Origin of the sequence: Leifsonia sp. NPDC080035, assembly GCF_040050925.1 — a bacterium.
In the GTDB taxonomy this organism is placed as follows: domain Bacteria; phylum Actinomycetota; class Actinomycetes; order Actinomycetales; family Microbacteriaceae; genus Leifsonia.
Map to the genome: position 1 here is coordinate 2,231,842 of NZ_CP157390.1, position 23,144 is coordinate 2,254,985.

Genomic DNA, 23,144 nt, shown 5'->3' on the forward strand with positions numbered 1-23,144 from the left:
AACGAGGACGGTGCTCGCCGGAGATGAAGCTGTCCCTGAACCACCACGGTTGGATCGGTGCTGCAGCGGGACTGCTCTCGCTGATCCCGGGCATGCAGTGGCTCGCACCCATCGCGCTCGTTGCCAGCGCGGCCAGCGTGATCTACATGTGCATTACCGGCGGTCTAGACGGCATTGGTGCGTGCATCGTGAGTGCCGTCATGGCTGTAATTCCAGGGGCGGGCAGATTGATCGGAAAGACCATGAGTCGAAATGCCGCGGAATGGATAACGGAGGCTTGGAAGCAGGCGTCGCAGGCATTGGGTATCTCATTTGACATGCTCGGAGTATCGAAGGGATGGGGTTAGTGAGCGACCAACCGGAGTGGAGGAGACGCGATCTCTTGCCAGGGGCGACAACATTCCAGATCGGGGGGTGGGTCCTGATCAGCATCGCCATCGCGGCCGTGGGCGCGATCGGCTCGCTGATTTGGGGCTTCGGAGTGGCACCGAAGACTAAGGCTTGGGATCCCGTGGGAATTGCCGTTTTCGCGCTGTTTGCGGGTGGGTCCGTGGCGGCATTCGTGTTCGACCGTTGGTCGGATCTCAAGGCGAAGAGGGAGATCGAGGCCGGCTACACCACGGTGAACGGGAACCATCAGGTCGAGCGTGTGCATTCCAGGAGCGGCATCGTCGTACGAGAGGCGGGTGAGCCGAATCTTACGAAGGAGCAGTGGGAGGCGGCGATGAACCGGGTGCGCGCGTACGAGGAGTCGATTGCGTCGGGCAGACGTTGATATTGGGGGAAGGTGACTCTATTCCTCGGCCGTGGTCTCTGCCTTCAATCGCCATTCTTCAAGCGTGGTGGGATGCAGGGTGTTCTGATGATCACGACACTTCGTTCAATCGCACCAGCGAGCGTCCTGGGAGCGCTGTTCACCCCTTTAGTCGTGGCTATCGCTGGCAGCCCGGCAGCGTTGTGGGCCTTCCAGTTACTACTGGCATCCATTGTTACCGTCCTCGCATTGCGAGCACTCCTTATGTGCGTTCAAGCACGGCCCACGGTCCGCTGTCTGGCCGATGTTCTCAAACGGATAACTCGGTTTGGGTCTGCCGCTTGTTGCCGAGCCCAGTGGAGCTGCCACCCATTGTTACGTGGGCGGAACCGCTGAGGGGCTCGGGACTCGGGGCGATCGATGTCCTTGTTGTGGTCTCTTCCAACGCGGTGGGAATCCACATGCCTGCTACGGCGGCGCAACCTCGCGTCAGGTCGGAGTTGTCTAACCTCGCACCCGAGCCCTACCAGGTGCGAGAGTACGGCTACGACCCCGATGGCATTGGAAGCGGCCTCACGAGAACTCAGCGCGTTGCTTGGCTTCGGCAATCCATGACGAGGCATCTTTCGGACGCGTTGCAGCTACTACGTCGCGTGGCGTTCATTGCGCCGTATATGGCGACCAAACCGCGCCGAATCCACGCCTGGCGTGAAAGGCAATCAGGCCGATGAGTGGGCACGATCCGTCGATCGGCGCCTGGGGCGAGCGCGAGCATCGTCGTTATGTTCGCAGCTCGGTGTGGCGGATGGCTGTCGGCGGAGTGGCTGCGGTGGGTGTGGTGTGGCTCCCGATAGTGACAGTGGCCGGGGCGCAGGTGAACCCGTCGGCGTTCTCTTGGGCAGCCGTCGCGGTCTCTCTCGCGTGGGTGGTGGCGGAGGCATGGTTGGTCTGGCGGCGACGCTTCTCCGTGTGCGCGACTATCCTCGCCGCGTGCTCGACCGTGCCATTCTGGTTCGTGCTCACGAGCGGGGGTTGGTTTGTCCTGAGCATGCAGGCGGTCGGATTCGGTGGCGCGCTATTGGCAGGTTGGGGCCCGCGCGGACTTCGATCCCTCAAGGCAGAGGAATCCATAGCGCAAGGCTGGCCGCGCGCATACTCGTTGCCCGCGGACGCGGTCGCGGTATGGGCGCCGCGACCGCTGAACGGGCCGCCGAACGTCGGTTACACGTGGTCCGGGTCGACATGGACAGCGGTGACGCTCCCGCCGCAATCGGCACCCGAGACGTGGTTGTGGGTACGCGGCGGAACAGTCCTCTATTCCGCGCCGGAGCGGGCGCGGCTTGCCTTCGACCGACTGCAGGCGCTCGCAGGCCGTCAACGTTCCCACCGTTCTCGAACGCAGGCGTTTTCAACGTCGATGTACGCGACGGTCACCGGCCACAGAGCAAATGCTCTGGGCTCGCCGAAGCGAACGTTCCGAGCACCAGCGTCCGAAACGGGGAACGATGCCGCCACCGTGGTTGATCGCAGGGATCATCGGGATCGTGGGCGCGGCCGCGCTTGTGATGCCGTGGGCGCGGCGGCACGACAAGGCGGCCGCGGACAGACGCGAGGCCGAAGGTAGGCGGCGCTCTGCCGTCCCGCCGTGGGTTCTCGTCCTGGGATGCGGTGCGGCGGTGGTCGTCGGACTCATCCTCATCGGGAGTCGCTGAACGGGTCCCTACACCGGCTGCGGGTTCGAGACCTCGGGGGCGCGGCGGGTGCTGGCGGCGGGGGCCGCCCAGCGGACGCCGTTGGCGAGGACGCGGCGGACCTGGGGGTGGAAGTAGACGGGATACTCCTGGTCGCCGGGGGAGAAGTAGAAGATCTTGCCGCGGCCGCGGGTGAAGGTCACGCCGGAGCGGAAGACCTCGCCGCCGGTGAACGAGCTGATGAAGACCAGGTCGTCGGGCGACGGGATGTCGAAGAACTCGCCGTACATCTCCTGCGCCTCGATGACGATCGGCTGGTCCACGCCCTCGGAGATCGGGTGCGAGGGGTTCACGTTCCAGACCAGCTCGCGCTCGCCGCCCTCCGGGTTGCGCCAGCGCAGCGAGCAGGTGGTGCCGAGCATCCGGATGAAGATCTTCGAGAAGTGGCCGGAGTGCAGGACGATCAGGCCCATCCCGCCCAGCACGTGCTCGCGCACCCGCTCGACGACGTCGTCCGCCACCTGGTCGTGGGCGATGTGGCCCCACCAGAGCAGCACGTCGGTCTCGGCGAGCACGTCCTCGCTGAGGCCGTGCTCGGGGTCGGCGAGGGTCGCCGTGCGCACGACGACCTCCTCGCCGAGCAGCCCGGAGATGCCTTCGGCGATCGCGCCGTGGATGCCGTTCGGGTAGATCGCGGCGATCTCGGGCTGGGTCGTCTCGTGGACGCCCTCGTTCCAGACGGTGACACGAAGTGCCGACATGGTCATGCTCCCTTGGATGCGGTGGATGCGGTGGATGCGGTCGATGCGGTGGATGCGGTCTCCTGGGGGCCGGTATCCTCGAGGCCCGTGGTCGCCGGGCTCAGGCGCACCTCGGCGCCGATGCGGGCGGACTCGTAGGCGGCGTCGATGACGCGGGCCCGGTCGAGGGCGAGCGAGCCGTCCCAGTTCGCCCAGTTGCCTGCGTCGGCGACGTGCTCGAGGAAGGTCTCGACCACGGCCAGGTGGCCGCGGCCCGGGTCGGCCGTGACCGAGATGTCCTCGGTCTCCTCGCCGTCGCCGGTGAAGATGGTCAGCTCGCCGGCAGGCGCGTAGTCGACGACCCGAAGGTCGGCGCCGCCCTCGGTGCCGTAGAGCGTGATGCCGAACTCGTCGCCGGCGGGGCGGTACGCGGCCCAGCTGGTCTCGAGCACGATCGAGCCGCCGCCCTCCAGGCGCAGCAGCATGCTGGCGAGGTCCTCGACCTCGTATGCGGAGCCGACGTGCTGCTTGTCCGACTTGGCGCCGCCGCGTCCTCGGACGCCGAGCTCGGCGTGCGTGACGGCGGAGACGGCGGTGACCTGCGGCTCGCCGAAGAGGTGCAGCGCGTAGTCGAGCACGTGGACGCCGATGTCGATGAGCGGGCCGCCGCCGGCCATCTCGCGGTTGGTGAACCAGCTGCCGAGGGCGGGGATGCCCGCGCGACGCAGCCAGGTGGCCCGCGCGTGGTAGGGCCTGCCGATCTGGCCGGCGTCGATCGCGGCCTTGAGCGCCTCGATGTCGCCGCGGCGGCGGTGGTTGAACGCGACCTCCAGCACCCGGCCGGAGCGGTGCGCGGCGTCCACCATGGTCTGCGCCTCCTCCGCGGTGCGCGCGATCGGCTTCTCGCTCAGCACGTGGATGCCCGCCTCCAGCGCGCCGACGGCGATCGGAGCGTGCAAGAAGGTGGGGACCGCGACGCTGACCACATCCAGGTCGCCATCGGCGACGAGGTCCTTCCAGTCGCTGTAGCGGCGCTCGACGCCGTACTTCTCGCCGAGCTCGGCGCGCGGGCCGTCCTCCATGCCGGCGATCGCGACGAGCTCGACGCCGGGGAGAGTGGCGTACGCGTCCATGTGCTGCTGTCCTGCCCAGCCGAGTCCGACGACGCCGGCTCGGATCGGGGGATGTGCTGTGCTCACGGCTGTCCTTTCAGATGAGTGTAGTTCGGTTGTCGAATCGATTCGATGCTGGTGGGGTCGACGAGGTGGACGGGGATGCGGGAGGCGGCCCGGTCAGCGTGTGAGCGGCCGGGCGGTGGCGGAGAGCGGATCGAGCGCGTGCTGGATGACCATGATCGCCGCTCCGATCGCGCCGCCGGTCTCACCGGAGCGCGACTGGGTGATCGTGAGGTGCTGGGTCGCGAGAGGCGTCGACCGGTGGTAGACGACCTCGCGGACGCCGGCGAGCAGCTGCTCGCCGACGTGGGAGAGGCTGCCGCCGACGATCACCATCGACGGGTTGAGGAGGTTCACGCAGGTGGCGACGACCTCGCCGAGGTCGCGTCCGGCCTGGCGGATCGCGGTCTGCACGTCCGCGTTGCCGGTGCGGGCGAGCGAGACGACGTCGTCACTGGTGCGGGCGGGGATGCCGGAGGCGGTGAGCGACCGCGCGATGGCGGGACCGCTGGCGAGCGCCTCCAGGTCGGCGTCCTGCGCCCCGTGGCTCGGCGTCTCGCTGCCGAACGGTACGCGGACGTGGCCGAGGTCGCCCGCCGAGCCCTGCGCTCCGCGCTGCAGGCGGCCGCCGCTGATGATGCCGGCGCCGATGCCGGTGGCCACCTTGATGAAGAGCAGGTCGGTCTGGTCGGGCCACACCAGGGCGTGCTCGCCGAGGGCGAGCAGGTTCACGTCGTTGTCGACGAGGACGGGGACGTCGAACGTGCGCTGCACGTAGGCGGGGATGTCGAAGCGGTCCCAGCCGGGCATGATCGGCGGGTTCACCGGCAGGCCGGTGGAGTGCTCCACCGGCCCGGGGACCCCGATGCCGATGCCGACGAGGTCGGTCCGCGGGCGCACGGTGGCGGCATAGAGGCGGGCGGCGGTGTCCACCGCCCAGTCGAGCACGCGCTCGGGGCCGTCCGAGATCTGCAGCCGTCGCGACTCGCTGGTCGTGATGGTGCCGGCAAGGTCGGCCAGCGCCACGACGCCGTGCGTCGCGCCGAGGTCGATGCCGATGACGACGCGGGAGTCCGGGTTGAAGCGGATGCGGGCCGGCGGGCGACCACCGGTCGAGACGTCGTCCCCGGCGGGGGCGACGAGGCCGGCGGCGGTCAGACTGTCGATGCGCACCGCGATGGTGGAGCGGGCGAGGCCGGTCAGTTCGGCCAGCTGCGCGCGCGTGCGCGGCACGCCGTCACGCAGGATCGCCAGCAGGTCGGCGGCGTCCGCAGCGACGATGCCGGGCTGGCGGGCGCTCTCGGTCATGCTCGTATTGAACCACACCGTTCCGCGACGGACCAAAGGTGCTCGCGATCGGTCGACTTTTGATTGACAATCGACAAAAGTCCGGTTTGAATGGATGCGCGACGTCGGCATCCCGACGCCCTCACCAACGAACTCGACGAGGAGAACTGTGTCGACGTCAAAACTCTCCGTGCAGCTCTACACGGTCCGCGAGCTCCTGACCGAGGACACGGTCGGGACGCTGCGGCGCATCGCGGACATCGGCTTCACCCAGGTCGAGCCCTTCGCCTTCCTCTCGTTCGGGGACGCCCTCCGCCAGGGCCTCACCGAGGCCGGGCTCAGCGCCCCGACCACGCACCAGGGCTTCGTCGGCGGCGACCTCGACGAGGTGTTCGGCGCCGCGAAGGAGCTCGGCATCCAGACTGTGATCGACCCGTACGTCGCCCCCGAGCGCTGGCAGAGCGTCGCGGACGTGGCGCAGATCGCCGACCAGCTCAACGCCGCCGCGGAGGCCGCGGCCGCGCACGGCGTCCGCGTCGGATACCACAACCACGCGCACGAGGTGGAGAGCGAGATCGAGGGCGTCACCGCTCTCGAGTTCCTCGCGGGTCGCCTCTCGCCCGAGGTCGTGCTGGAGGTCGACACGTACTGGGTGGCCGTCGGCGGCCACGACCCGGTGACGCTGCTCCCGAAGCTCGGCGACCGCGTCGTCGCCCTGCACGTCAAGGACGGCCCCGGCACCACCGAGACCAAGGACCAGGTCGCGGTCGGTCAGGGCTCCCTCCCGATCGAGCAGATCATCCAGGCCGCTCCGGACGCCCTGCGCGTCATCGAGCTGGACGACTCCCGCGGCGACCGCTTCCAGGCCGTCGCCGACAGCTTCGCCTTCCTCACCTCCAAGGGCCTCGCGTGAGCGCCGGGAAGGTCGGCGTCGGAGTCATCGGCGCGGGCGTCATCAGCAACCAGTACCTGGAGAACCTCACGACGTTCCCCGACCTCGACGTGCGCTTCGTCGCGGACATCGACGAGGAGCGCGCCCGCAGTCAGGCGGAGAAGTACGGCGTCCCCGGCTCCGGCTCGGTCGCCGAGCTGCTGGCGGACGACGCGATCGAGATCGTGGTCAACCTGACCATCCCGAAGGTGCACGTCGAGGTGGCCCTGCAGGCGCTCGACGCCGGGAAGCACGTGTGGAGCGAGAAGCCGTTCGCGCTCGACCGCGAGAGCGGGACCGAGCTGCTCGCGGCGGCGCACGCCAAGGGGCTGCGCGTCGCGACGGCGCCGGACACGTTCCTCGGCGCCGGCATCCAGTCGGCGCGCCGCCTGGTCGAGAGCGGCAGCATCGGCGCCCCGCTCACCGCGCTGACCCTCATGCAGAGCCCGGGCCCCGAGTCCTGGCACCCGAACCCCGACTTCCTGTTCCAGGAGGGCGCGGGTCCGCTGTTCGACATCGGCCCGTACTACCTGACCACCCTGGTGCAGTTGTTCGGTCCGGTGAAGAGCGTGAGCGCGGTCGCCTCCAAGTCGAAGGCGAAGCGCGTCATCGGCTCTGGCCCGCGCGCGGGTGAGGAGTTCGAGGTCACCGTCCCGACCCACGTGAGCGCCCTGTACCAGTTCGAGAGCGGGCAGACGGCGCAGGCCATCTTCAGCTTCGACTCGAAGCTCGGCCGCACGCTGTTCGAGGTCGCCGGCGTCGACGGCACGGTCGTCGTCCCCGACCCGAACACCTTCGAGGGCGACCTGCTGGTGCACGGCGCCGACGGCGTGGAGACGCTCCCGTCGACGGGATCCACGACCACCCGCGGCACGGGCGTCGTCGAGCTGGCCCGCGCGATCCGCGCCGGCGTGCCGGAGCGGGCGTCGGGCGAGCAGGCGTTCCACGTGCTGGACGTGATGGTCGCGACGATCGAGTCCGCCGAGGCCGGTGCTCCTGTCGCTGTCGAGAGCACGGTCGAGGTCGCACCGGCACTGCCGGAGGACTGGGACCCGCGGGAGGCGACGCTCGCGTGACGGCCGACACGAGCGGGAACGACGGCCGCAGCGCCGACGGCGGACTCCGCCGCCGCGACGAGAGCCGGGCCGGGGAACGGCTGAGGGCCGGCATCGTCGGAGGCGGGTTCATGGCCGAGGTGCACTCGCGTGCGATCCGGGCCGCCAGGGCGGAGCCGGCGGGCATCGTCTCGTCATCGCCCGAGCGCGGAGCCGAGGCAGCCGAGCGGCTGGGCATCGGGCGCGCCTATGGCTCGCTGGAGGAGCTGCTCGCGGACGACGGCATCGACGTCGTCCACGTCACCACTCCGAACGCGCTGCACGCCGAGCAGACGCGGGCCGTGCTCGCCTCCGGCAAGCACGTGGTCTGCGAGAAGCCCCTGGCCACCACCGTCGCGGACGCCGAGGGAATGGTCGCGGCCGCGGCCGCGACCGGCCGCACGGCCACCGTCCCGTTTGTGTACCGCTACCACCCGCTCGTGCGGGAGGCGCGCTCGCGGTTCGCAACCGGCGCGGCCGGCAGCGTGCTCAGCATCAACGCGTCCTACCTGCAGGACTGGCTGCTCGCCTCCGCTGACGACAACTGGCGGGTGGATGCGGCGCAGGGCGGCCGCTCCCGGGCGTTCGCCGACATCGGCTCGCACCTGGTCGACCTCGTCGAGTTCGTCAGCGGGGACCGGGTGAGCCGGGTCGCGGCGACGACCAGGACCGTGTTCACCGAGCGCGCATCCCACTCGGGCATCACCACGGAGGACGCCGTCGCCGTGGTGATCGAGACGCGCTCCGGCGCGATCGGCACGCTGCTCGTCTCACAGGTGGCGCCCGGCCGCAAGAACCGGCTGTGGCTGGAGATCGCGGGCACCGCGGAGAGCGTCGCGTTCGACCAGGAGCAGCCGGAGACCCTGTGGATCGGCCGCCGCGCGGGCACCACGATCGTGCCGCGGGACGCCGACCAGCTGAGCGAGGACGCCGCACGCCTGTGCGTCGTCCCGTCCGGCCATCCACAGGGCTACCAGGAGGCCTTCACCGCGTTCGTCGCGGACACGTATGCTGCGGTCGCGGGGGAGACCCCGGAGGGACTGCCGCGCTTCGCGGACGGACTGCGCGCCGTCCGCGTCACCGACGCCGTGCTCGACTCCGCGGAGTCGGGCACCTGGATCGAGATGGGAACGCACGATGACTGACCAGCTTCATCAGGGTGAGCAGGCCGCCGCCGAGTCCGGGAGCACGCACCCGGTCACGCTCTTCACGGGGCAGTGGGCAGACCTCACGCTCGAGGAGGTCGCCCGGTACGCGAGCGAGTGGGGCTACGACGGCCTCGAGATCGCGTGCTCGGGCGAGCACCTGGACGTGTGGCGTGCCGCGGAGGACGACGCGTACCTGCAGGGGCGCCTCGACATCCTCGACCGGTACGGCCTGAAGGTCTGGGCAATCTCCAACCACCTCAAGGGGCAGGCCGTCTGCGACGACCCGATCGACTTCCGCCACCAGGCCATCGTGGGCTCGAAGGTGTGGGGCGACGGCGACCCGGAGGGCGTGCGACAGCGCGCGGCCGAGGAGCTGAAGCTCACGGCGAAGGTGGCCCGCAAGCTCGGCGTTGACACGGTGGTCGGCTTCACGGGGTCGAGCATCTGGCCGTACGTGGCGCAGTTCCCGCCGGTGCCCGCCTCGGTGATGGATGCCGGCTACCAGGACTTCGCCGACCGCTGGAACCCGATCCTCGACGTCTTCGACGGCGAGGGCGTGCGGTTCGCGCACGAGGTGCACCCGTCCGAGATCGCCTACGACTACTGGACGAGCGTGCGGACGCTGGACGCGATCGACCACCGCGAGGCCTTCGGCTTCAACTGGGACCCGTCGCACATGATGTGGCAGGACATCGACCCGGTCGGCTTCATCGTGGACTTCAAGGACCGCATCTACCACGTGGACTGCAAGGACACCCGCCTGCGGCCGCGCAATGGCCGCGCCGGTGTGCTCGGATCCCACCTGCCATGGGGCGACCCGCGGCGCGGCTGGGACTTCGTCTCCACCGGCCACGGCGACGTGCCGTGGGAGGACGCCTTCCGCGCGCTGACGTCCATCGGCTACACCGGCCCGATCTCGATCGAGTGGGAGGACGCGGGGATGGACCGGCTGCACGGGGCGAAGGAGGCCGTCGGCTACATCCGGTCGCTGCTCTGGAAGCAGCCGACCGCGTCCTTCGACGCCGCGTTCAGCAACCAGGACTGACGCCTCTCGGGGCCAGGGTGCCCGCCGGGGTCGGCTCCGTGTCCGAGCCTCTCGTTAGGCTCGGACGGTGGAGATCATCCGGGGTGAGGACTGGTACGGGCGCGACCTCGACGGCGCCGAGTTCGACGGCGTGGAGTTCATCGACGTCGACATGACCGAGCTGCGCGCGACCGGCGCGGCGTTCACGGGCTGCACGTTCCGCACGGTGCGCTTCAACGTGGCGGAGTTCACGGATGCGGCGTTCTCGAACTGCACGTTCCAGGGCTGCAACTTCTTCGACGCCACGTTCGTGCGCTGCAAGCTCACCGGGAGCAGCTTCACCGGCTGCGACTTCGCGCTGCTGAAGGTGGAGGGCGGCAACTGGTCGTTCGTCGACCTGTCCGGCGCTGAACTTCGCGGCGCCGGTTTCACCGGCGTGCGGCTGCGGGAGGCGGACCTGACCAGGGCGCGGTGCGCCGAGGCGGTGTTCGCGGGATGCGACCTCTCGGCGGCGGCCCTCGCCGGTGCCGACTTCAGCGCGGCCGACCTGACCGGCAGCGACCTCACCGGCGTCGACCCCGAGGGCGTGCTCCTGCGCGGTGCGACGATCGACGTGCGCCAGGCGGTCACGCTCGCCGAGGCGTCCGGCATGATCGTGGTGCCGACCCCCGCCTGAGCCGCGCGGCCCGTCCGCCGCCGGGCGCGCGCCGAGTCGCAGGTTGTTGTCGCCTCTCGGGCGGGAAAGCGACGTTTTCCTGCCCCTCGACGGTCCAGCCCTGTGGCCGGACGCAGCGACGCCCGCTCCCGGTGTCGCGGGAGCGGGCGTCGGGTCAGCCGGGCCGGGGCTAGGCCACGTCCTTCACCTGGCCGTGCTTGATGTGCAGGCGGCGCTGGGCGCGCTTCGCCACGGCGGTGTCGTGCGTGACGATGACGAGGGTGAGCCCACGGTCACGCCAGAGACCCTCGAGCAGGTCCATGATCTCGTCGCGGGTCTCCTCGTCCAGGTTGCCGGTCGGCTCGTCCGCGAGCAGCACGTCCGGGTTCTTCACGAGCGCCCGAGCGATCGCGACGCGCTGCTGCTGACCGCCGGAGAGCTCGGAGGGCAGGTGGCTGCCGCGGTCGGCGAGGCCCACCGAGGCGAGGGCCTCGGCCGCCCGCCGCTTGCGCTCCTCGCTACCGATCCTCAGCGGCGCGAGCGCGGTCTCCACGTTCTCCTGGGCGGTGAGCGTCGGGATGAGGTTGAACCCCTGGAAGACGAACCCGATCTCGTTGGCGCGGATGCCGGTGAGCCTGCCGTCCCCGAGCTTCGACAGGCTCGCCTCTCCGAGCTCGACCGATCCGGAGGTCGGTCGGTCGAGGGCGCCGAGCATCTGCAGCAGCGTGGACTTGCCGCCGCCCGTCGGACCCTGGATGGCCACGAGCTGGCCGTCCGGGATCTCGAGGGTGACGTCGTTCAGGGCGAGCACCTCGCGCTTGGACTGGGTGTACTTCTTGGTGACGTTCGTGAGCGTGTACACGATGACTCCTTCTTCTCGTGCCGGCCTGGTCAGGCGACCGAGCGCAGGGCGGCGGCGGGGCGGAGGCGGGAGGCGCGCCAGCCGCCGATGGCACCGGCGAGCAGGCCGCCGATCACGGCGAGGGCCACGGCGCCGACGATGATCCAGACGGTCACCGGGGCGTGCAGGGCGATGTCCGCGGATGTGGATGCGGCCCGCCGGGCGCCGGCGAAGGCGCCGCCGCCACCACCGAAGCCGCCCGCGGCCCCGAAACCGCCCTCGCCGCCTCCGGACGTTCCGGTGCCGGCACCGCCCGCGCCCGCTCCGGTCCGCTGACCGGCAGCCTCGGCGAAGCCGGAGCCGATGCTGCCGGTCAGGGTGGGGGAGATCACGTTCACGATCAGGACGCCGACGAGACCGACCGCGACGCCGATGACGCCGCCGATGAGCCCCTGCACGACCGACTCGCCGGCGACCTGACCGACGATGCGGCGGTTGGACCAGCCGATCGCCTTGAGCGTGCCGAACTCGCGGGTGCGCCGGGCGACGCCCGAGATGGTGAACAGGATCGCGATCAGGAACGCCGCGGCGAGCACGATGACCGACAGCCAGGTGCCGAGGTTGGCGATGAGCTGTCCCGCGCTGCCGAGCGAGCCCGAGACGCTGGAGGCGAGGTCGGCCTGGGTGCTGACCGTCGCGCCGGAGATCGACTTCGTGAGGTCCGTCTTGATCTGGTCGATGTCGCTGGCGGATGCGGCGGTGACGTAGACGGCGGAGACCTTGCCGGTCTGGCCGGAGAGCTTCTGCGCCACATCCAGCGGGATGTAGGCGTTCGACGCGGTGGTCGAGTCCGCTCCGGTGGCGGTGACGACGCCGACGACGGTGAAGTTCGTGCCGCCGATCGTGATTGTGTCGCCGACCGCTTTGCCGGCGGTCTTGGCGTAGGCCGCGTCGAGCACGACGATGTCCTTGCCCGCGTCGGCGGAGGTGAAGGTCCGCCCGCTGGAGAGGGTGACGGAGGAGAGCGGTCCGACCGACTTGCCCGCGGGGTCGAGCCCCATCACGGAGAACGAGTCGACGGTGAACGAGCTGCCGCCCGCGCCGTCCGCTCCGCCGGTGGGCGGGGCGGTGGGCTGCGCGGCCGTGCCGCCGGCCTCCCGCTGCTCGCGCATCTGCTGGAAGTTCGGCAGCGTGCCGCTGAAACTGGTGTTGGTGAGGGAGAGGACGGCCGCGGCGGCGGAGACGTTCTGCACCTTCTCGGCGGTGGTCAGGGTGCTCGCATCCATGACGGTCGCGCCGCGAGTGGGCTCCAGCCGAGAGGTGTTGACGCTCCGGCCGGTGCCGGTGTCCTTCCCGGCGTTCGCGCCGAAGTCGAACCGCGGACCGCCGCCCTCGCCCTGCTGGGCGGTGGCGTTCTGGGCCGTCGCCGGCTGGGTGATGGTGATGTCGGTCCCGACTCCGTAGACGGACTGCAGGACACTCGCCTGCGCCTCCTTGACACCGGCGGAGACCGCGTTGACGATGATGACGAGCGCGATCGCGAGGGCCATGCCGATCGCGATGATGACCGTCTGCTTGCGGCGATTGAGCAACTCGCGCCGCAGATATGTCCCGAACATTGGCTTCCATATCTCTGGGGATTCGACGAATGGGTCGACTGGACGCTAAGTCCGCCCCTTTTCCGGGTTCTATGGCGAAGCTATGGTTTTGCCGAGTGCGAGGAGGGATCGTGTATCAGCGCCCAGTGGTCCGGGAGCGGACGTTCGTGGACGGCGGCGGCAGGCCCATCCCGTACGGGCATCGGTGGGAGGGCTCTCCGCCCGATGAGGCGTATTCGCGCACGAGCAACACGGAGCGGTACCGGCCGCTGCACGACGTGGCCCGCGCCCTCGTGGACTGGCTCGCCGCCACGTACACCGTCACGGTCGAGGAGCTCCCGCCGGACGGGGGGACAGCGGGCACGACCGCCGAGCGCATCGTGCGGGTGACACCGATGGATCCGACGGCCGCGCCGCTCACGTTCGAGTTCACCGACTTCCCGGGCGTGATCGTGGGCGCTGGCGCGCTCGCGGCGCACGTCGCCCCGCACTGCGGCTGCGACGCGTGCGACGAGGACGTCCTCGCCGCGGTCGAAGAGCTGGAGCAGTTCGTGTTCGCCGTGGTCGGCGGGCGGCTCCTCAGCGCGGCACAGCTCGCCGAGGCACGCGCACGCATCCCGGAGGGTGGACGCTGGTCGGCATGGACCTGAGGGTGTCTCGCCTCACAGACTGTCCATAGGTTTCGCAAAGTCGCCGTCAAGGGCGCTCCAGATAATGGGAAAGGTGACCATGAACGCTCGAGCCGCCTCCACCCCGTCCAGCCAGCCGCGCTCACTTCTGCGCCGAGCGGACGGCAGCAGCATCCGCGTGCTCGTCGTCGACGACGAGGCGACGCTCACCGACCTCCTGGCGATGGCCCTCCACTACGAGGACTGGGAAGTGAAGACCGCGTCGACGGGGCAGCAGGCTCTGCAGCTCTCGCGCGAGTTCAAGCCGGACGTGGTCGTGCTCGACATCATGCTGCCGGACATCGACGGCCTCCAGGTGCTCTCCCGGATGCGCGCCGACGGCAACGAGGCGCCCGTGCTGTTCCTCACCGCGAAGGACTCGCTCGACGACCGCATCGCCGGCCTCACCGCGGGCGGCGACGACTACGTCACGAAGCCGTTCAGCCTGGAGGAACTGGTCGCGCGCCTGCGCGGGCTGCTGCGCCGGTCCCGCGCCGCGGTCGCCGACCAGGACGACCCGGTGCTCATCGTGGGCGACCTGGTCCTCGACGAGGACAGCTACGAGGTGCACCGCGACGGCGAGCCCATCCAGCTGACCGCGACCGAGTTCGAGCTGCTGCGCTTCCTGATGCGCAACCCGCGCCGCGTGCTCAGCAAGGCGCAGATCCTCGACCGGGTGTGGAGCTACGACTTCGGCGGCTCCTCCAGTGTCGTCGAGCTCTACATCTCCTACCTGCGCAAGAAGATCGACGCCGGGCGCGCCCCCATGATCCACACGGTCCGCGGCGCCGGCTACATGGTGAAGGCGGCGCAATGACCGCAGCCCGCGAGGCGGGCGCCCCGACCTCCGGCCGCACCCGCGGCCGGTTCCCGCGTCCCCGGCCCTTCAAGACGTGGACGCTCCGTAGCCGCGTCGTCCTCGTCGTGGTCGCGATGCTCGCGGTGCTCGGCGCCGTGATCGGCACCGTCAGCGTCCTCGCGCTGCAGAACTACCTGATGACGCGGCTCGACCAGCAGCTGACCAGCGCGCTCGTCCGCGGTCAGCACACGGCGGACAACCTGTTCGGCACGTCGCCGACCGGCCCGGACGGCATCCGCATCGTCGCGGCGCCGGGACAGCCGACCGGCACGTTCGGCACCATCCGCAGTGGGGACTCGTTCCTCTTCCCCGTCATCCTCACCGACCGTCAGTCGGACAGCACGAACAACCAGCCCGCCGCTCCACGCGACGTCGGCGTCCTGCCGGCGGAGGCGCTGCGCGCCCTGCCCGCGGACGGCAACGCCCGCACGATCACGCTCGGCAACCTCGGCGACTACCGCGTCGCGGCCTACCCGCTGCAGAACGGGGACAGCGTCATCATCGGGCTGCCGCTCAGCGACGTGCAGGCCACCGTTGGACAGCTCACCCTGGTCATCGTGCTCGTCACGCTCGCAGGCCTTGTCTTCGCCTTCCTGATCGCGAACGTCGTCGTCCGGCTGGCGATGCGTCCACTGGAGCGGGTCGCGGGGACCGCCGAGCAGGTGGCGAACATGCCGCTCGACCGCGGCGACGTCGCCCTGTCGGTGCGCGTTCCCGAGGAGGACACCGACCCGCACACCGAGGTCGGCACGGTGGGGGCCGCCCTGAACAGGATGCTCGGTCACGTCGCGTCCGCCCTCACCGCGCGGCAGGCGAGCGAGCAGAAGGTCCGCCAGTTCGTGGCGGACGCGAGCCACGAGCTGCGCACGCCCCTCGCGTCCATCCGGGGCTACGCCGAGCTGACCCGGCGCTCGCCGCACGAGCTGCCGAACGACGTCACCCGCTCCCTCGGCCGCATCGAGTCGGAGGCGACGAGGATGACCTCGCTCGTCGAGGACCTGCTGCTGCTGGCCCGGCTCGACGAGGGCCGCGAGCTCGATCACGACCCGGTGGACCTCTCGCTGCTGCTCATCGACGCCGTGAGCGATGCGCACGCGGCCGGCCCGGGGCACACCTGGCGCATCCAGCTGCCGGAGGAGCCGGTGGAGGTGCCGGGCGACGCGCCGCGCCTGCACCAGGTGATGATGAACCTGCTGGCGAACGCGCGCGTCCACACGCCGGACGGGACCACGGTGACCGCGGCGCTCGCCGTCGACGCGGATGCCGGGCAGGCGGTGATCACGGTCGCGGACGACGGGCCGGGCATCCCCGAGGGGCTGGAGTCGACGCTGTTCGAGCGCTTCGCCCGTGGCGACAGCTCGCGCAACCGGGCGACCGGTTCGACGGGCCTCGGGCTCGCCATCGTGCAGGCGGTGGTGGAGGCGCATCGCGGCACGGTCGAGGTGCGGAGCGTGGCGGGGGACACCGTGTTCACCGTGCGGCTGCCGCTCGCACTCCCGGAGACCGCTGCCGCAGGGGAACGGCCGGCGGAGGTGGCGTCCGCCCCGGCCGAGCCGGAGAGCCCCGGCGAATGAGCGACGTGCTCGTCCCGGCCGTCGCGTATGGGCATCCAGCGGCTCCCCCGCTCGTGTACCTGCGCGGGCTGCCGTCGGAACCGGGACGGGCGCGCGGGCTGGACGCCCTCACCGAGCGGATCATCGTGCGGGGCCCCGCCCGCAGCCGCCGCGTGCACGCCATCGGCCGCCCTGTCCGCATCCGGCCGGGAACGAGCATGGCCGGCATCGCGGACGTCTACGCCGACCTGATCCGCCGCCGCTTCGACGGTCCCGCCGCGCTGATGGGCGTCTCCACCGGCGCGAGCATCGCCCTCCAGCTGGCGACCGATCACCCGGAGCTCGTCAGCTCGCTCGTCGTCGCCGCCGGCGCCGCGACGCTGGGCGCGGAGGGCAGGGCCGTCCAGCGCCGCTACTCCGACCTCCTCGCGGACGGGCACAAGGAGGCGACCGAGCAGCTGGCCGTCGCGACGATGGACGCGCCGTTGCTCGCCCCCGCGGTCCGGGTCGCCTCCCGTGTGGTTCCGGCGCCCGCCGACCGCGCGGGCCTCCGCGCTCTCGTGGAGGCGGAGGACGGCTACGACGTGCGCGAGAGTCTCGGCCGTGTGCGCGTCCCGGTGCTCGTCGTCTCCGGCGGCCGCGACCGCTTCTACCCGCCCGCGGTCGCCGCCGACACCGTGCGGCGGCTCCCGGACGCGACGCACATCGTCTACCCGAACCGCTCGCACGCCGGAACCCCGCTGCACCCGCGATTCGCGGGTGACGTCGGAGCGTTCCTGCGCCGTCAGCCCTGAGCCGCGAACGGCCCGCCTTGCCCGAACACCAGCCGCGCGAACCGCTCCGCCATCAGGGCCTGCACGTCGTCGCCGGGATGCAGGTTGTCCGGCAGCGGCGACGTGGTGGCGTCGGCCGGCCCGTACAGGGCGTGGCCGTCGAGGTAGTGGATGGCTGGATCCTCGGCCGAGCGCAGGTGCACGATGCGGCTCAGCTCGTCGCGGATGACGCCCAGGCTGAGCTTGCCCTCGGCCAGCTCCTCCGCGCGTCCGCGCGTGATGTTCCAGAGCTCCGGGCGCGACGGGTCCTGCATCGTCGGACCGGGCAGCTCCTCCACCGGCGCGCAGAAGATCGGCGAGACGACGAGCAGCGGAACGTCCGGGTGGCCGTCGCGGAGGGTGTCCAGGAAGCCGTGCACGGCGGAGCGGAAGATGCGCGCCCGCATCAGGTCGCCGTTGACCACGTTGATGCCGACCTTGACGCTGATGAGATCCGCCGGGGTGTCCCGCATGGTGCGCGCGGTCAGCTGGTCAAGCAGCGCGTTGCCCGAGAACGCCGCGCTCGTGAGTTCGACGCCGGTCGAGCGCGCGACGGCCACCGGCCAGGTCGCGCCGATCCGCGTCGCGATGTAGCCGTGACTGATCGAGCTGCCGTGGTGCAGCCATCGCCGCCCGACCGGAGGGGCGGGCGGCGAGACCGGTGCGTCGGCGCGCAGGGCGATCAGCTCCACCTCGTCGGTGTATGGCAGCCACAGCTCGACGTCCTTCACCCCGCCGCGGAGCCCGTCGAAACGCAGAACGTCGTCGTCGCCCGGAACGCGGTACGCCGACGGCCGCTCGAAGCTGAAGACGAAGCGGGAGCCGGCGACGGAGGCCCGGGTCTGCTCCAGCCGGCCGTCGACCACAAGCTCGTACCCGCTCGCTGGGAGCGGGACCCGCTCGTCCTCGACCATCTTGGTCCCGTTGACGGTCAGCTCGATCGCCGTCGCCGCGGTGCGAAAGGCCAGCCGGACGCCGGCGCACTGCGAGACGGAGGCGAGCATGAAGTCGTCCGGGATGCGCGACCACTGGTCGGCGCGCACCCGCCGCGGCAGCAGCCCGCGCTCGCCGCGTTCGACCCCGACGGCACCGCGGATCGCGACGGGCCCGCCGCGGGACGGGTCGAGTTCGACGTCGATCATGCCCGCGCCCGGACGGTGTGCTCCGTCCCGCCGACGCGAAGGCCGGCGAGCACGGCGTCGGGATCGAGCCGGTGGACGCAGCCGTCGACCTGAAGGCCGCCGCCGACCGCCGCGCGCGCCCCGAAGACCGACTCGATCACGAGCGCCACCCAGGCCCCGGCGGACGAGCACGCCCAGTCGTTGATGTAGGGCAGCTGCGGCGGCGCCTTCCGCGCGCCGCCTCCGATGCCCGGCAGCGCCTCCTCGACGAAGTGAGCTTGGCCGGGAGGGCCCTGGTTCGCGGTGCGGGCGAGGCCGCCGAGCCACGGCAGCGCGATGTCGGCGGCGCCGAGCTCGATCAGCGCCCGCGCGGCGTCCGCCGGCCACGCCGGGTACGCCCCGTTCCACTGGTGGTCGGGGCGGACGCTGAAGCTGGCGTCCGGGTCCCAGGGGGAGAGGGCGCGCATCCAGTTCTCGGTCTGCAGGTCGTGGCGGAAGAACGAGACCATCTCCTCGCGCACCCGCGGCTCCAGGTCGCTCGCGATGGTGGTGCCGACGATGTTGAAGTCGTAGCAGTGCTTGACCGGGATGCGGCCGCCGTCGGGCTGGCCGGCGGCGAAGTGCCCGGCGCCGTCGATGTAGAGGGAGCGGACGTGCGGGAGGAGCGCGTCGGCCGACCGGCGCAGCTCCTCGGCCGGACCGGTGCGGCCGCGCAGCTCGAGCAGGTCGGCCGCGGTCCGCAGGTTCCAGACGTTCGCGGCGTTCAGGCTGGCGACCTCGTGCGTGTACGAGCTGACGCACTCCAGGAGGTTGTCGATCTCGCCGTAGTCGGCCAGCTCGCCGGCGACGCGGAGCCCCCGCCACGCCTCCGCCCACTCCACGACGTGATCGAGCACGCCGCGACCGGCCACCTCGACGTCGAGGAACGCCGTGTCGCCGGAGTAGCGGACGTAGTCGGCGACCATCCTCGTCATCGCGTAGTCGTTCACCGAGTACCAGCGGCCGACCGGTGCGCCGGTGAGCGCGGAGGTGCCGAAGTGGGTGTGGATGTCGCTCTCGATCCAGTGCAGCAGCTGGCCGCGCATCTCGGCGGGGTCGAGCAGGGCGTGCACGACCGAACTCAGCGAGTAGTCCCAGATGAACGTGGTGGTCGCCCAGTAGTTCGGCATCAGGGTGTCGTAGCTGCGGCCGAGCACCGAGCCCGGGTAGTCGCGGCGGAACCAGATCACGCCGAGGGCGCCCCACCAGTAGAGGCGCCGGAGCTCGTCGGAGGTCGTCTCCAGCACGGGCAGGTGGCCGGAGAACTCGGCGTTGCCCGGCGTGAACGCGGCCGCGAGCCGGCTGTTCCAGAACTCTTCGGCGGCGTCGACGGCCGCCGGCACGTCGTCGGCCACGCGCTCGAACGCGGCCTCGGCGTCCGCGGCGCGCTCGGCGACGGCGTGCACGTAGCCGACGCGGCCGGTCGCCCCCGGCGCGAGCTCGAGCACCACCTCCACCTCGCCGCCGCGTCCTGCGCCGCCGATGCCGACCTCGAACCCGTCGACGGGCGACGGCGGCACGGCGCTGATCCGCGCCGCCCCCGGCGCGTCGACGCCCTGGACGCTGACCGCGGTGCGCCCGGCGTCGGTGAACGAGAGCCGCCCCGCCGGGTCGAGCACCGTCGCGGTGTTGTGCAGGTTCGGGGACTCCGCGTCCCCCCACGACCCTTCGGCACGCGTGACCCGCGCCGCGAGCGCCAGGCCGATCCTGGTGCTGCGCGGGGCGACCGAGGTGTTGCGCACCCGGATGTCGACGGCGACCGCCGGCTCGCCGGGAACGCAGACGGTCACCGTCTCCAGCTCCAGCCCGTCGAGCACGGCCGTGCGCACGACCCGGTCGGGACGCCAGGCGTGCGTGATCGGCACGCCGTACGACTCGAACACGCGGCCGTCCACGAAGAGCGCCGCCGTCTTCGCGAGACCCTGCGACACCGGCGGGAAGGTGACGGACGAGAGCCCGACGAGGTCGTGTCCGACCGTCACCGTCCCGATCGCGTTGGTCAGGCCGGAGGGTGCGATGAGGTCGTCGTAGTGGTGGCTGACCGGGTCGGCGGCGAGGTCGGCGACGGTCGGGATGGTGCGGGGCATCGGCGCTCCAGGGGTCGTGGCGGCGGGCCCGGTCAGTACTGACCGAGCGCCAGGCCGCGGGAGAAGAACTTCTGAGTGAACAGGAACAGCACCACGGTCGGCAGGGACACCAGGATGCCCGCCGCCAGCACCGTGGAGAGCTGCGCGCCGCCGTAGGTGCTCTGCATCCCGCTCAGGGTGGTGACGATGGGCCGCACGTTGTCGGACTGGGCGAGCGTCAGACCCAGCAGCAGGTCGTTCCAGATGAACGTGGCCTGCAGGATGAAGACCGCCACCAGGGCGCTCGATGCCATCGGCAGGTAGATCCGCGTGAAGATCCGCCAGGTGGATGCGCCGTCGACCACGGCCGCCTCGAACACGTTGTGCGCGATCCCCGTGAAGAAGTTGCGCATCACGAACGCACTGAACGGGATGGAGATCACGGTGTAGACGATGATCATGCCGACCTGGGTGTCGAACAGCCCGACGCGCGAGTAGCCGTCGAACAGCGGCAGCAGGATCATCTGCAGCGGGAACACCGTCCCTCCGAAGATGAACGCGAACCAGAAGAACCCGCGCCTGAGCCCGAGCGCGACGATCGCGAACCCGGCTGCGGCGCCGACGATCACGGCGATGAGGGGCGAGACGACGGCGTAGATCACCGTGCTCGCGATGCTGTCGCCGAGGTTGCTGAGCTGCCAGGCCTCGGCCATGTTCGACAGCAGGTCCATCCCGGTGGGGATCCAGGACTGGTTGGAGTCGTAGGCCTGCGGCGACTTGCTGGCGTTGATGACGAGCAGGTAGACCGGCAGCAGCCAGATGATGCCGAAGACGACCAGGACGGTCGTCCTGACGATGCGGGATGCGGTGGACGCCATGGTTCTCCTAGAACTCGTTCTTCTTCGAGAGCTGCTGCCGCAGGTACAGGATGGACGCGAGCAGGGTCACCACGGTCAGGAACACCGCGATGGCGGAGCCGAGGCCGTACTGGCTGTCGACGAACGTGTCGTTGTACATGGTGAGGGCGAGCGTCTCGGACACCCGGCCGGGGCCGCCCTTGGTCATCCCGAGGACGATGTCGAAGGTCTTCAGGCTGGCCACGATCGAGAGGCCGATGACGACGGTGGTCAGCGGGCGCAGCATCGGCCAGAGGATGCTGCCGAACAGCCGGAAGCCGCGGGCGCCGTCCAGGCGTGCCGCCTCCAGGGGCTCCTTGGGGATGGACTGCAGGCCGATCGTGAACAGCAGCGCGTTGACGCCGACGCCCTGCCACGCCGCCGCGACGATCATCACGACGGTGTTGAGCGGCGCATCCAGCAGCCAGCGCGGCGTGTGGGCGACGCCGAAGAAGTGCAGGGCCTGGTCGAGGGCGCCGTTGCTCTGCAGCACGAACGACCAGATCAGGCCGACCCCGATGCCGGAGATCGCGTACGGGATCAGGAACGGCAGCCGCAGCCAGACGCCGCCCTTCAGGTTGAAGGTCAGCAGCGCGAGGCCGAGGCCGAGCCCGACGGGGATGATGAGGGTCCCGACCACCCAGAGCAGCGTGTTGAAGACGGAGTTGAGGAAGTCCGGGTCCTCGAACATCGTCTGGTAGTTCGAGAGGCCGGCCCAGGTGGGGTCGCCGAGGCCGTTGTAGTCGGTGAAGCTGAGGAAGACGGTCCAGAGCAGGGGCAGGTAGAGCAGGACGGACACCAGGAGCACGCCCGGGGCGATGAAGCCCCGGGCGGCCCAGCGGTACTGCGGTCGGGCGTCGCTCACTACTTCTTGCTCGCCCAGTACTTGTCGGCGGCGTCCTGGATCTTCTGCAGGAACGGCTTCGGGTCTCCCGGGTTGGCCGAGAACGCACCGAACTCCTCAAGCGCGACGTTGAGGATCGGCGTGGGAGCCGCCTCGAAGTAGCGCGTCACCAGCTGGTAGTCGCCGCCGGCGACGTCCTCGCCGAGCTTCTTGAGGCCCTCGTCCTTCACCTCGGCCTTCGGGTTGAACGGCACGTCGCCGCGCGCGTTGCTCCACGCCGTCTGGGCGCCCGGCGTCATCCACCACTTCGAGTAGGCGAGGCCGAGGTCCTTCTGCTTCGAGCTCTGCGCGACGCACATCGGTCCGGTCTCCACCGGCACCGGCGTCTTGCTGAGGCTCGGGTCGACCGCCGGGATGATGAAGTAGTCGTAGTCGGTGCCCGCCTTCATCCCCACGCCGTCGAGGGATGCCCCGAAGAACGTGCCGAAGTTGATCATCGCCATGTCGCCCTGCTTCAGCATCTGGGCGGGATCGGTCTTGCTTCCCGCGTCGCTGAACCAGCCCTTCTTCTCCTGGTCGAGCCAGGTGTTCATGATGTCGACGATGCGCGGGTCGGTGTACTTCACCGAGCCGTCGGAGAGCCCGTTGTAGAGCTTCGGGTCGGTGCCGGCCACGAGGGTCTCGAACCAGGGGAAGGTGAACAGGGTGCTGGTCTGGTAGAACGGCGTCACCCCGTTCTGCTTGAGCTTCGCGGCGTCGTCCATCAGCTCCTGCCAGGAGGTGGGCTTCTGGATGTCGTACTTGTCGAAGATCTTCTTGTTGTAGTACATGACCCAGTAGGCGATGTTCATGGGGACGCAGTACTGCTTCCCGTCGAACGTGTAGTACTTCTCCAGGTCCTTGCTCACCGACCCGTCGGCGATCGCGCCCTTCCAGATGGAGGAGGTGTCGGCCACCAGCTTCTGGTCGACGAGCTGCGTGAGCTGGTCGCCGGTCGCCCAGGTGAACAGGCCGGGGCTCTGCTGTGTGCGGAAGGACTGCTTGACGAACGCCTGGTACTGGTTCTCGTCCGAGTACCCGGTGGTGCTGAGCGAGATCTTGACGTCCTTCTGCGACGTCGGGTTCAGCGACTGGAACTGGGGTTTCCAGGCGGCCTTGTCCGTGTAGAACTTGAGCGTGCCCGTCGTGCCGCCGCTGGAGCCGTTGCCGGAGCATCCGGCCAGCAGCAGTCCCGCCGCCAGCGCGGAGGCCGCGAGCGCCAGGGTGCGTTTCTTGAACATGTGAACTCCCTTGTTCGGGTCCGGCGATGGGCCGGGTACTGTGGTCCCTCGCTGCCCGGGATGCGTTG

The 23,144-nt window shown here is 70.3% G+C and carries 21 protein-coding genes; 11 read left to right on the forward strand and 10 right to left on the reverse strand.

Annotated elements, in window-relative coordinates:
• Positions 1 to 23: 23 nt before the first annotated feature.
• Together AAME72_RS10965 and AAME72_RS10970 are read left to right on the forward strand one after the other, a co-directional pair.
• Positions 24 to 347 carry a hypothetical protein gene (locus tag AAME72_RS10965; RefSeq protein ID WP_348786600.1) on the forward strand — a complete coding sequence of 108 codons (324 nt, stop codon included), beginning with the start codon at positions 24 to 26 and terminating at the stop codon, positions 345 to 347.
• Entirely contained in the window at positions 347 to 775 is a 429-nt protein-coding gene (locus tag AAME72_RS10970) for a hypothetical protein (protein ID WP_348786601.1), read from the forward strand. The genes AAME72_RS10965 and AAME72_RS10970 overlap by 1 nt, the downstream gene beginning before the upstream one ends.
• Before the next feature lie 1,699 nt (positions 776 to 2,474).
• Here AAME72_RS10970 and AAME72_RS10975 read toward each other — a convergent pair.
• From AAME72_RS10975 to AAME72_RS10985, 3 genes are all read right to left on the reverse strand, one after another.
• Positions 2,475 to 3,212 carry a ThuA domain-containing protein gene (locus tag AAME72_RS10975; protein ID WP_348786602.1) on the reverse strand — a complete coding sequence of 246 codons (738 nt, stop codon included), beginning with the start codon at positions 3,210 to 3,212 and terminating at the stop codon, positions 2,475 to 2,477.
• The gene (locus AAME72_RS10980; RefSeq protein ID WP_348786603.1) at positions 3,209 to 4,384 is read right to left on the reverse strand and encodes a Gfo/Idh/MocA family oxidoreductase; all 1,176 of its coding nucleotides are present in this window, start codon (positions 4,382 to 4,384) and stop codon (positions 3,209 to 3,211) included. Before AAME72_RS10980 ends, AAME72_RS10975 begins: the two co-directional genes overlap by 4 nt.
• 93 nt (positions 4,385 to 4,477) lie before the next feature.
• Complete coding sequence (locus AAME72_RS10985) at positions 4,478 to 5,668, reverse strand: ROK family protein (RefSeq protein WP_348786604.1); 1,191 nt, start codon at positions 5,666 to 5,668, stop codon at positions 4,478 to 4,480.
• 169 nt (positions 5,669 to 5,837) lie between these two features.
• On the opposite strand from AAME72_RS10985, the gene AAME72_RS10990 reads away from it, so the two are divergent.
• The 5 genes from AAME72_RS10990 (at position 5,838) to AAME72_RS11010 (ending at position 10,520) form a co-directional block, all read left to right on the forward strand.
• Positions 5,838 to 6,560 carry a sugar phosphate isomerase/epimerase gene (locus AAME72_RS10990; protein ID WP_348790116.1) on the forward strand — a complete coding sequence of 241 codons (723 nt, stop codon included), beginning with the start codon at positions 5,838 to 5,840 and terminating at the stop codon, positions 6,558 to 6,560.
• Positions 6,557 to 7,654, forward strand: a complete 1,098-nt coding sequence (locus AAME72_RS10995) for a Gfo/Idh/MocA family oxidoreductase (protein WP_348786605.1) — start codon at positions 6,557 to 6,559, stop codon at positions 7,652 to 7,654. Before AAME72_RS10990 ends, AAME72_RS10995 begins: the two co-directional genes overlap by 4 nt.
• 92 nt (positions 7,655 to 7,746) lie before the next feature.
• Entirely contained in the window at positions 7,747 to 8,817 is a 1,071-nt protein-coding gene (locus AAME72_RS11000; protein WP_348790117.1) for a Gfo/Idh/MocA family oxidoreductase, read from the forward strand.
• A complete protein-coding gene (locus AAME72_RS11005; RefSeq protein ID WP_348786606.1) occupies positions 8,810 to 9,865 on the forward strand; it encodes a sugar phosphate isomerase/epimerase in 1,056 nt (351 codons plus the stop codon). Before AAME72_RS11000 ends, AAME72_RS11005 begins: the two co-directional genes overlap by 8 nt.
• Before the next feature lie 67 nt (positions 9,866 to 9,932).
• A complete protein-coding gene (locus AAME72_RS11010) occupies positions 9,933 to 10,520 on the forward strand; it encodes a pentapeptide repeat-containing protein (RefSeq protein ID WP_348786607.1) in 588 nt (195 codons plus the stop codon).
• A 169-nt stretch (positions 10,521 to 10,689) separates the two neighbouring features.
• Here AAME72_RS11010 and AAME72_RS11015 read toward each other — a convergent pair whose 3' ends face one another.
• A complete protein-coding gene (locus AAME72_RS11015; RefSeq protein WP_348786608.1) occupies positions 10,690 to 11,361 on the reverse strand; it encodes an ABC transporter ATP-binding protein in 672 nt (223 codons plus the stop codon).
• Between the two features lie 29 nt (positions 11,362 to 11,390).
• Positions 11,391 to 12,959, reverse strand: coding sequence for an ABC transporter permease (locus tag AAME72_RS11020; RefSeq protein WP_348786609.1), 1,569 nt, complete (start codon positions 12,957 to 12,959; stop codon positions 11,391 to 11,393).
• 110 nt (positions 12,960 to 13,069) lie between these two features.
• Between AAME72_RS11020 and AAME72_RS11025 the strand changes: the two genes are divergently transcribed.
• From AAME72_RS11025 to AAME72_RS11040, 4 genes are all read left to right on the forward strand, one after another.
• Complete coding sequence (locus AAME72_RS11025) at positions 13,070 to 13,588, forward strand: DUF6226 family protein (protein ID WP_348786610.1); 519 nt, start codon at positions 13,070 to 13,072, stop codon at positions 13,586 to 13,588.
• A gap of 79 nt (positions 13,589 to 13,667) precedes the next feature.
• Complete coding sequence (locus tag AAME72_RS11030) at positions 13,668 to 14,423, forward strand: response regulator transcription factor (RefSeq protein WP_348790118.1); 756 nt, start codon at positions 13,668 to 13,670, stop codon at positions 14,421 to 14,423.
• Positions 14,420 to 16,039 (forward strand): HAMP domain-containing sensor histidine kinase, encoded by a 1,620-nt coding sequence (locus AAME72_RS11035; protein WP_348786611.1) that lies wholly within the window; start codon positions 14,420 to 14,422, stop codon positions 16,037 to 16,039. Before AAME72_RS11030 ends, AAME72_RS11035 begins: the two co-directional genes overlap by 4 nt.
• Entirely contained in the window at positions 16,036 to 16,812 is a 777-nt protein-coding gene (locus tag AAME72_RS11040; RefSeq protein ID WP_348786612.1) for an alpha/beta hydrolase, read from the forward strand. The genes AAME72_RS11035 and AAME72_RS11040 overlap by 4 nt, the downstream gene beginning before the upstream one ends.
• Here the strand turns inward: AAME72_RS11040 and AAME72_RS11045 are convergent.
• From AAME72_RS11045 to AAME72_RS11065, 5 genes are read right to left on the reverse strand one after another with little or no spacing between them, the layout of a single operon-like run.
• The gene (locus tag AAME72_RS11045; protein WP_348786613.1) at positions 16,803 to 17,972 is read right to left on the reverse strand and encodes an SGNH/GDSL hydrolase family protein; all 1,170 of its coding nucleotides are present in this window, start codon (positions 17,970 to 17,972) and stop codon (positions 16,803 to 16,805) included. The two genes, AAME72_RS11040 and AAME72_RS11045, sit on opposite strands and share 10 nt — an antisense overlap.
• The gene (locus tag AAME72_RS11050; protein ID WP_348786614.1) at positions 17,969 to 20,077 is read right to left on the reverse strand and encodes a hypothetical protein; all 2,109 of its coding nucleotides are present in this window, start codon (positions 20,075 to 20,077) and stop codon (positions 17,969 to 17,971) included. Before AAME72_RS11050 ends, AAME72_RS11045 begins: the two co-directional genes overlap by 4 nt.
• A 32-nt stretch (positions 20,078 to 20,109) precedes the next feature.
• A complete protein-coding gene (locus AAME72_RS11055; RefSeq protein WP_348786615.1) occupies positions 20,110 to 20,934 on the reverse strand; it encodes a carbohydrate ABC transporter permease in 825 nt (274 codons plus the stop codon).
• Between the two features lie 7 nt (positions 20,935 to 20,941).
• Positions 20,942 to 21,817, reverse strand: a complete 876-nt coding sequence (locus AAME72_RS11060; protein WP_348786616.1) for a sugar ABC transporter permease — start codon at positions 21,815 to 21,817, stop codon at positions 20,942 to 20,944.
• Positions 21,817 to 23,076, reverse strand: coding sequence for an extracellular solute-binding protein (locus AAME72_RS11065; protein WP_348786617.1), 1,260 nt, complete (start codon positions 23,074 to 23,076; stop codon positions 21,817 to 21,819). The genes AAME72_RS11060 and AAME72_RS11065 overlap by 1 nt, the downstream gene beginning before the upstream one ends.
• Positions 23,077 to 23,144: the final 68 nt, after the last annotated feature.

Excerpts from the sequence above, each read along its gene's own strand:
- AAME72_RS10965 (WP_348786600.1), top strand. The coding sequence starts at position 24 with ATGAAGCTGTCCCTGAACCACCACGGTTGGATCGGTGCTGCAGCGGGA.
- AAME72_RS10975 (WP_348786602.1), bottom strand. The coding sequence starts at position 3,212 with ATGACCATGTCGGCACTTCGTGTCACCGTCTGGAACGAGGGCGTCCAC.
- AAME72_RS10985 (WP_348786604.1), bottom strand. The coding sequence starts at position 5,668 with ATGACCGAGAGCGCCCGCCAGCCCGGCATCGTCGCTGCGGACGCCGCC.
- AAME72_RS11005 (WP_348786606.1), top strand. The coding sequence starts at position 8,810 with ATGACTGACCAGCTTCATCAGGGTGAGCAGGCCGCCGCCGAGTCCGGG.
- AAME72_RS11020 (WP_348786609.1), bottom strand. The coding sequence starts at position 12,959 with ATGTTCGGGACATATCTGCGGCGCGAGTTGCTCAATCGCCGCAAGCAG.
- AAME72_RS11030 (WP_348790118.1), top strand. The coding sequence starts at position 13,668 with ATGAACGCTCGAGCCGCCTCCACCCCGTCCAGCCAGCCGCGCTCACTT.
- AAME72_RS11035 (WP_348786611.1), top strand. The coding sequence starts at position 14,420 with ATGACCGCAGCCCGCGAGGCGGGCGCCCCGACCTCCGGCCGCACCCGC.
- AAME72_RS11040 (WP_348786612.1), top strand. The coding sequence starts at position 16,036 with ATGAGCGACGTGCTCGTCCCGGCCGTCGCGTATGGGCATCCAGCGGCT.
- AAME72_RS11045 (WP_348786613.1), bottom strand. The coding sequence starts at position 17,972 with ATGATCGACGTCGAACTCGACCCGTCCCGCGGCGGGCCCGTCGCGATC.
- AAME72_RS11050 (WP_348786614.1), bottom strand. The coding sequence starts at position 20,077 with ATGCCCCGCACCATCCCGACCGTCGCCGACCTCGCCGCCGACCCGGTC.
- AAME72_RS11055 (WP_348786615.1), bottom strand. The coding sequence starts at position 20,934 with ATGGCGTCCACCGCATCCCGCATCGTCAGGACGACCGTCCTGGTCGTC.
- AAME72_RS11065 (WP_348786617.1), bottom strand. The coding sequence starts at position 23,076 with ATGTTCAAGAAACGCACCCTGGCGCTCGCGGCCTCCGCGCTGGCGGCG.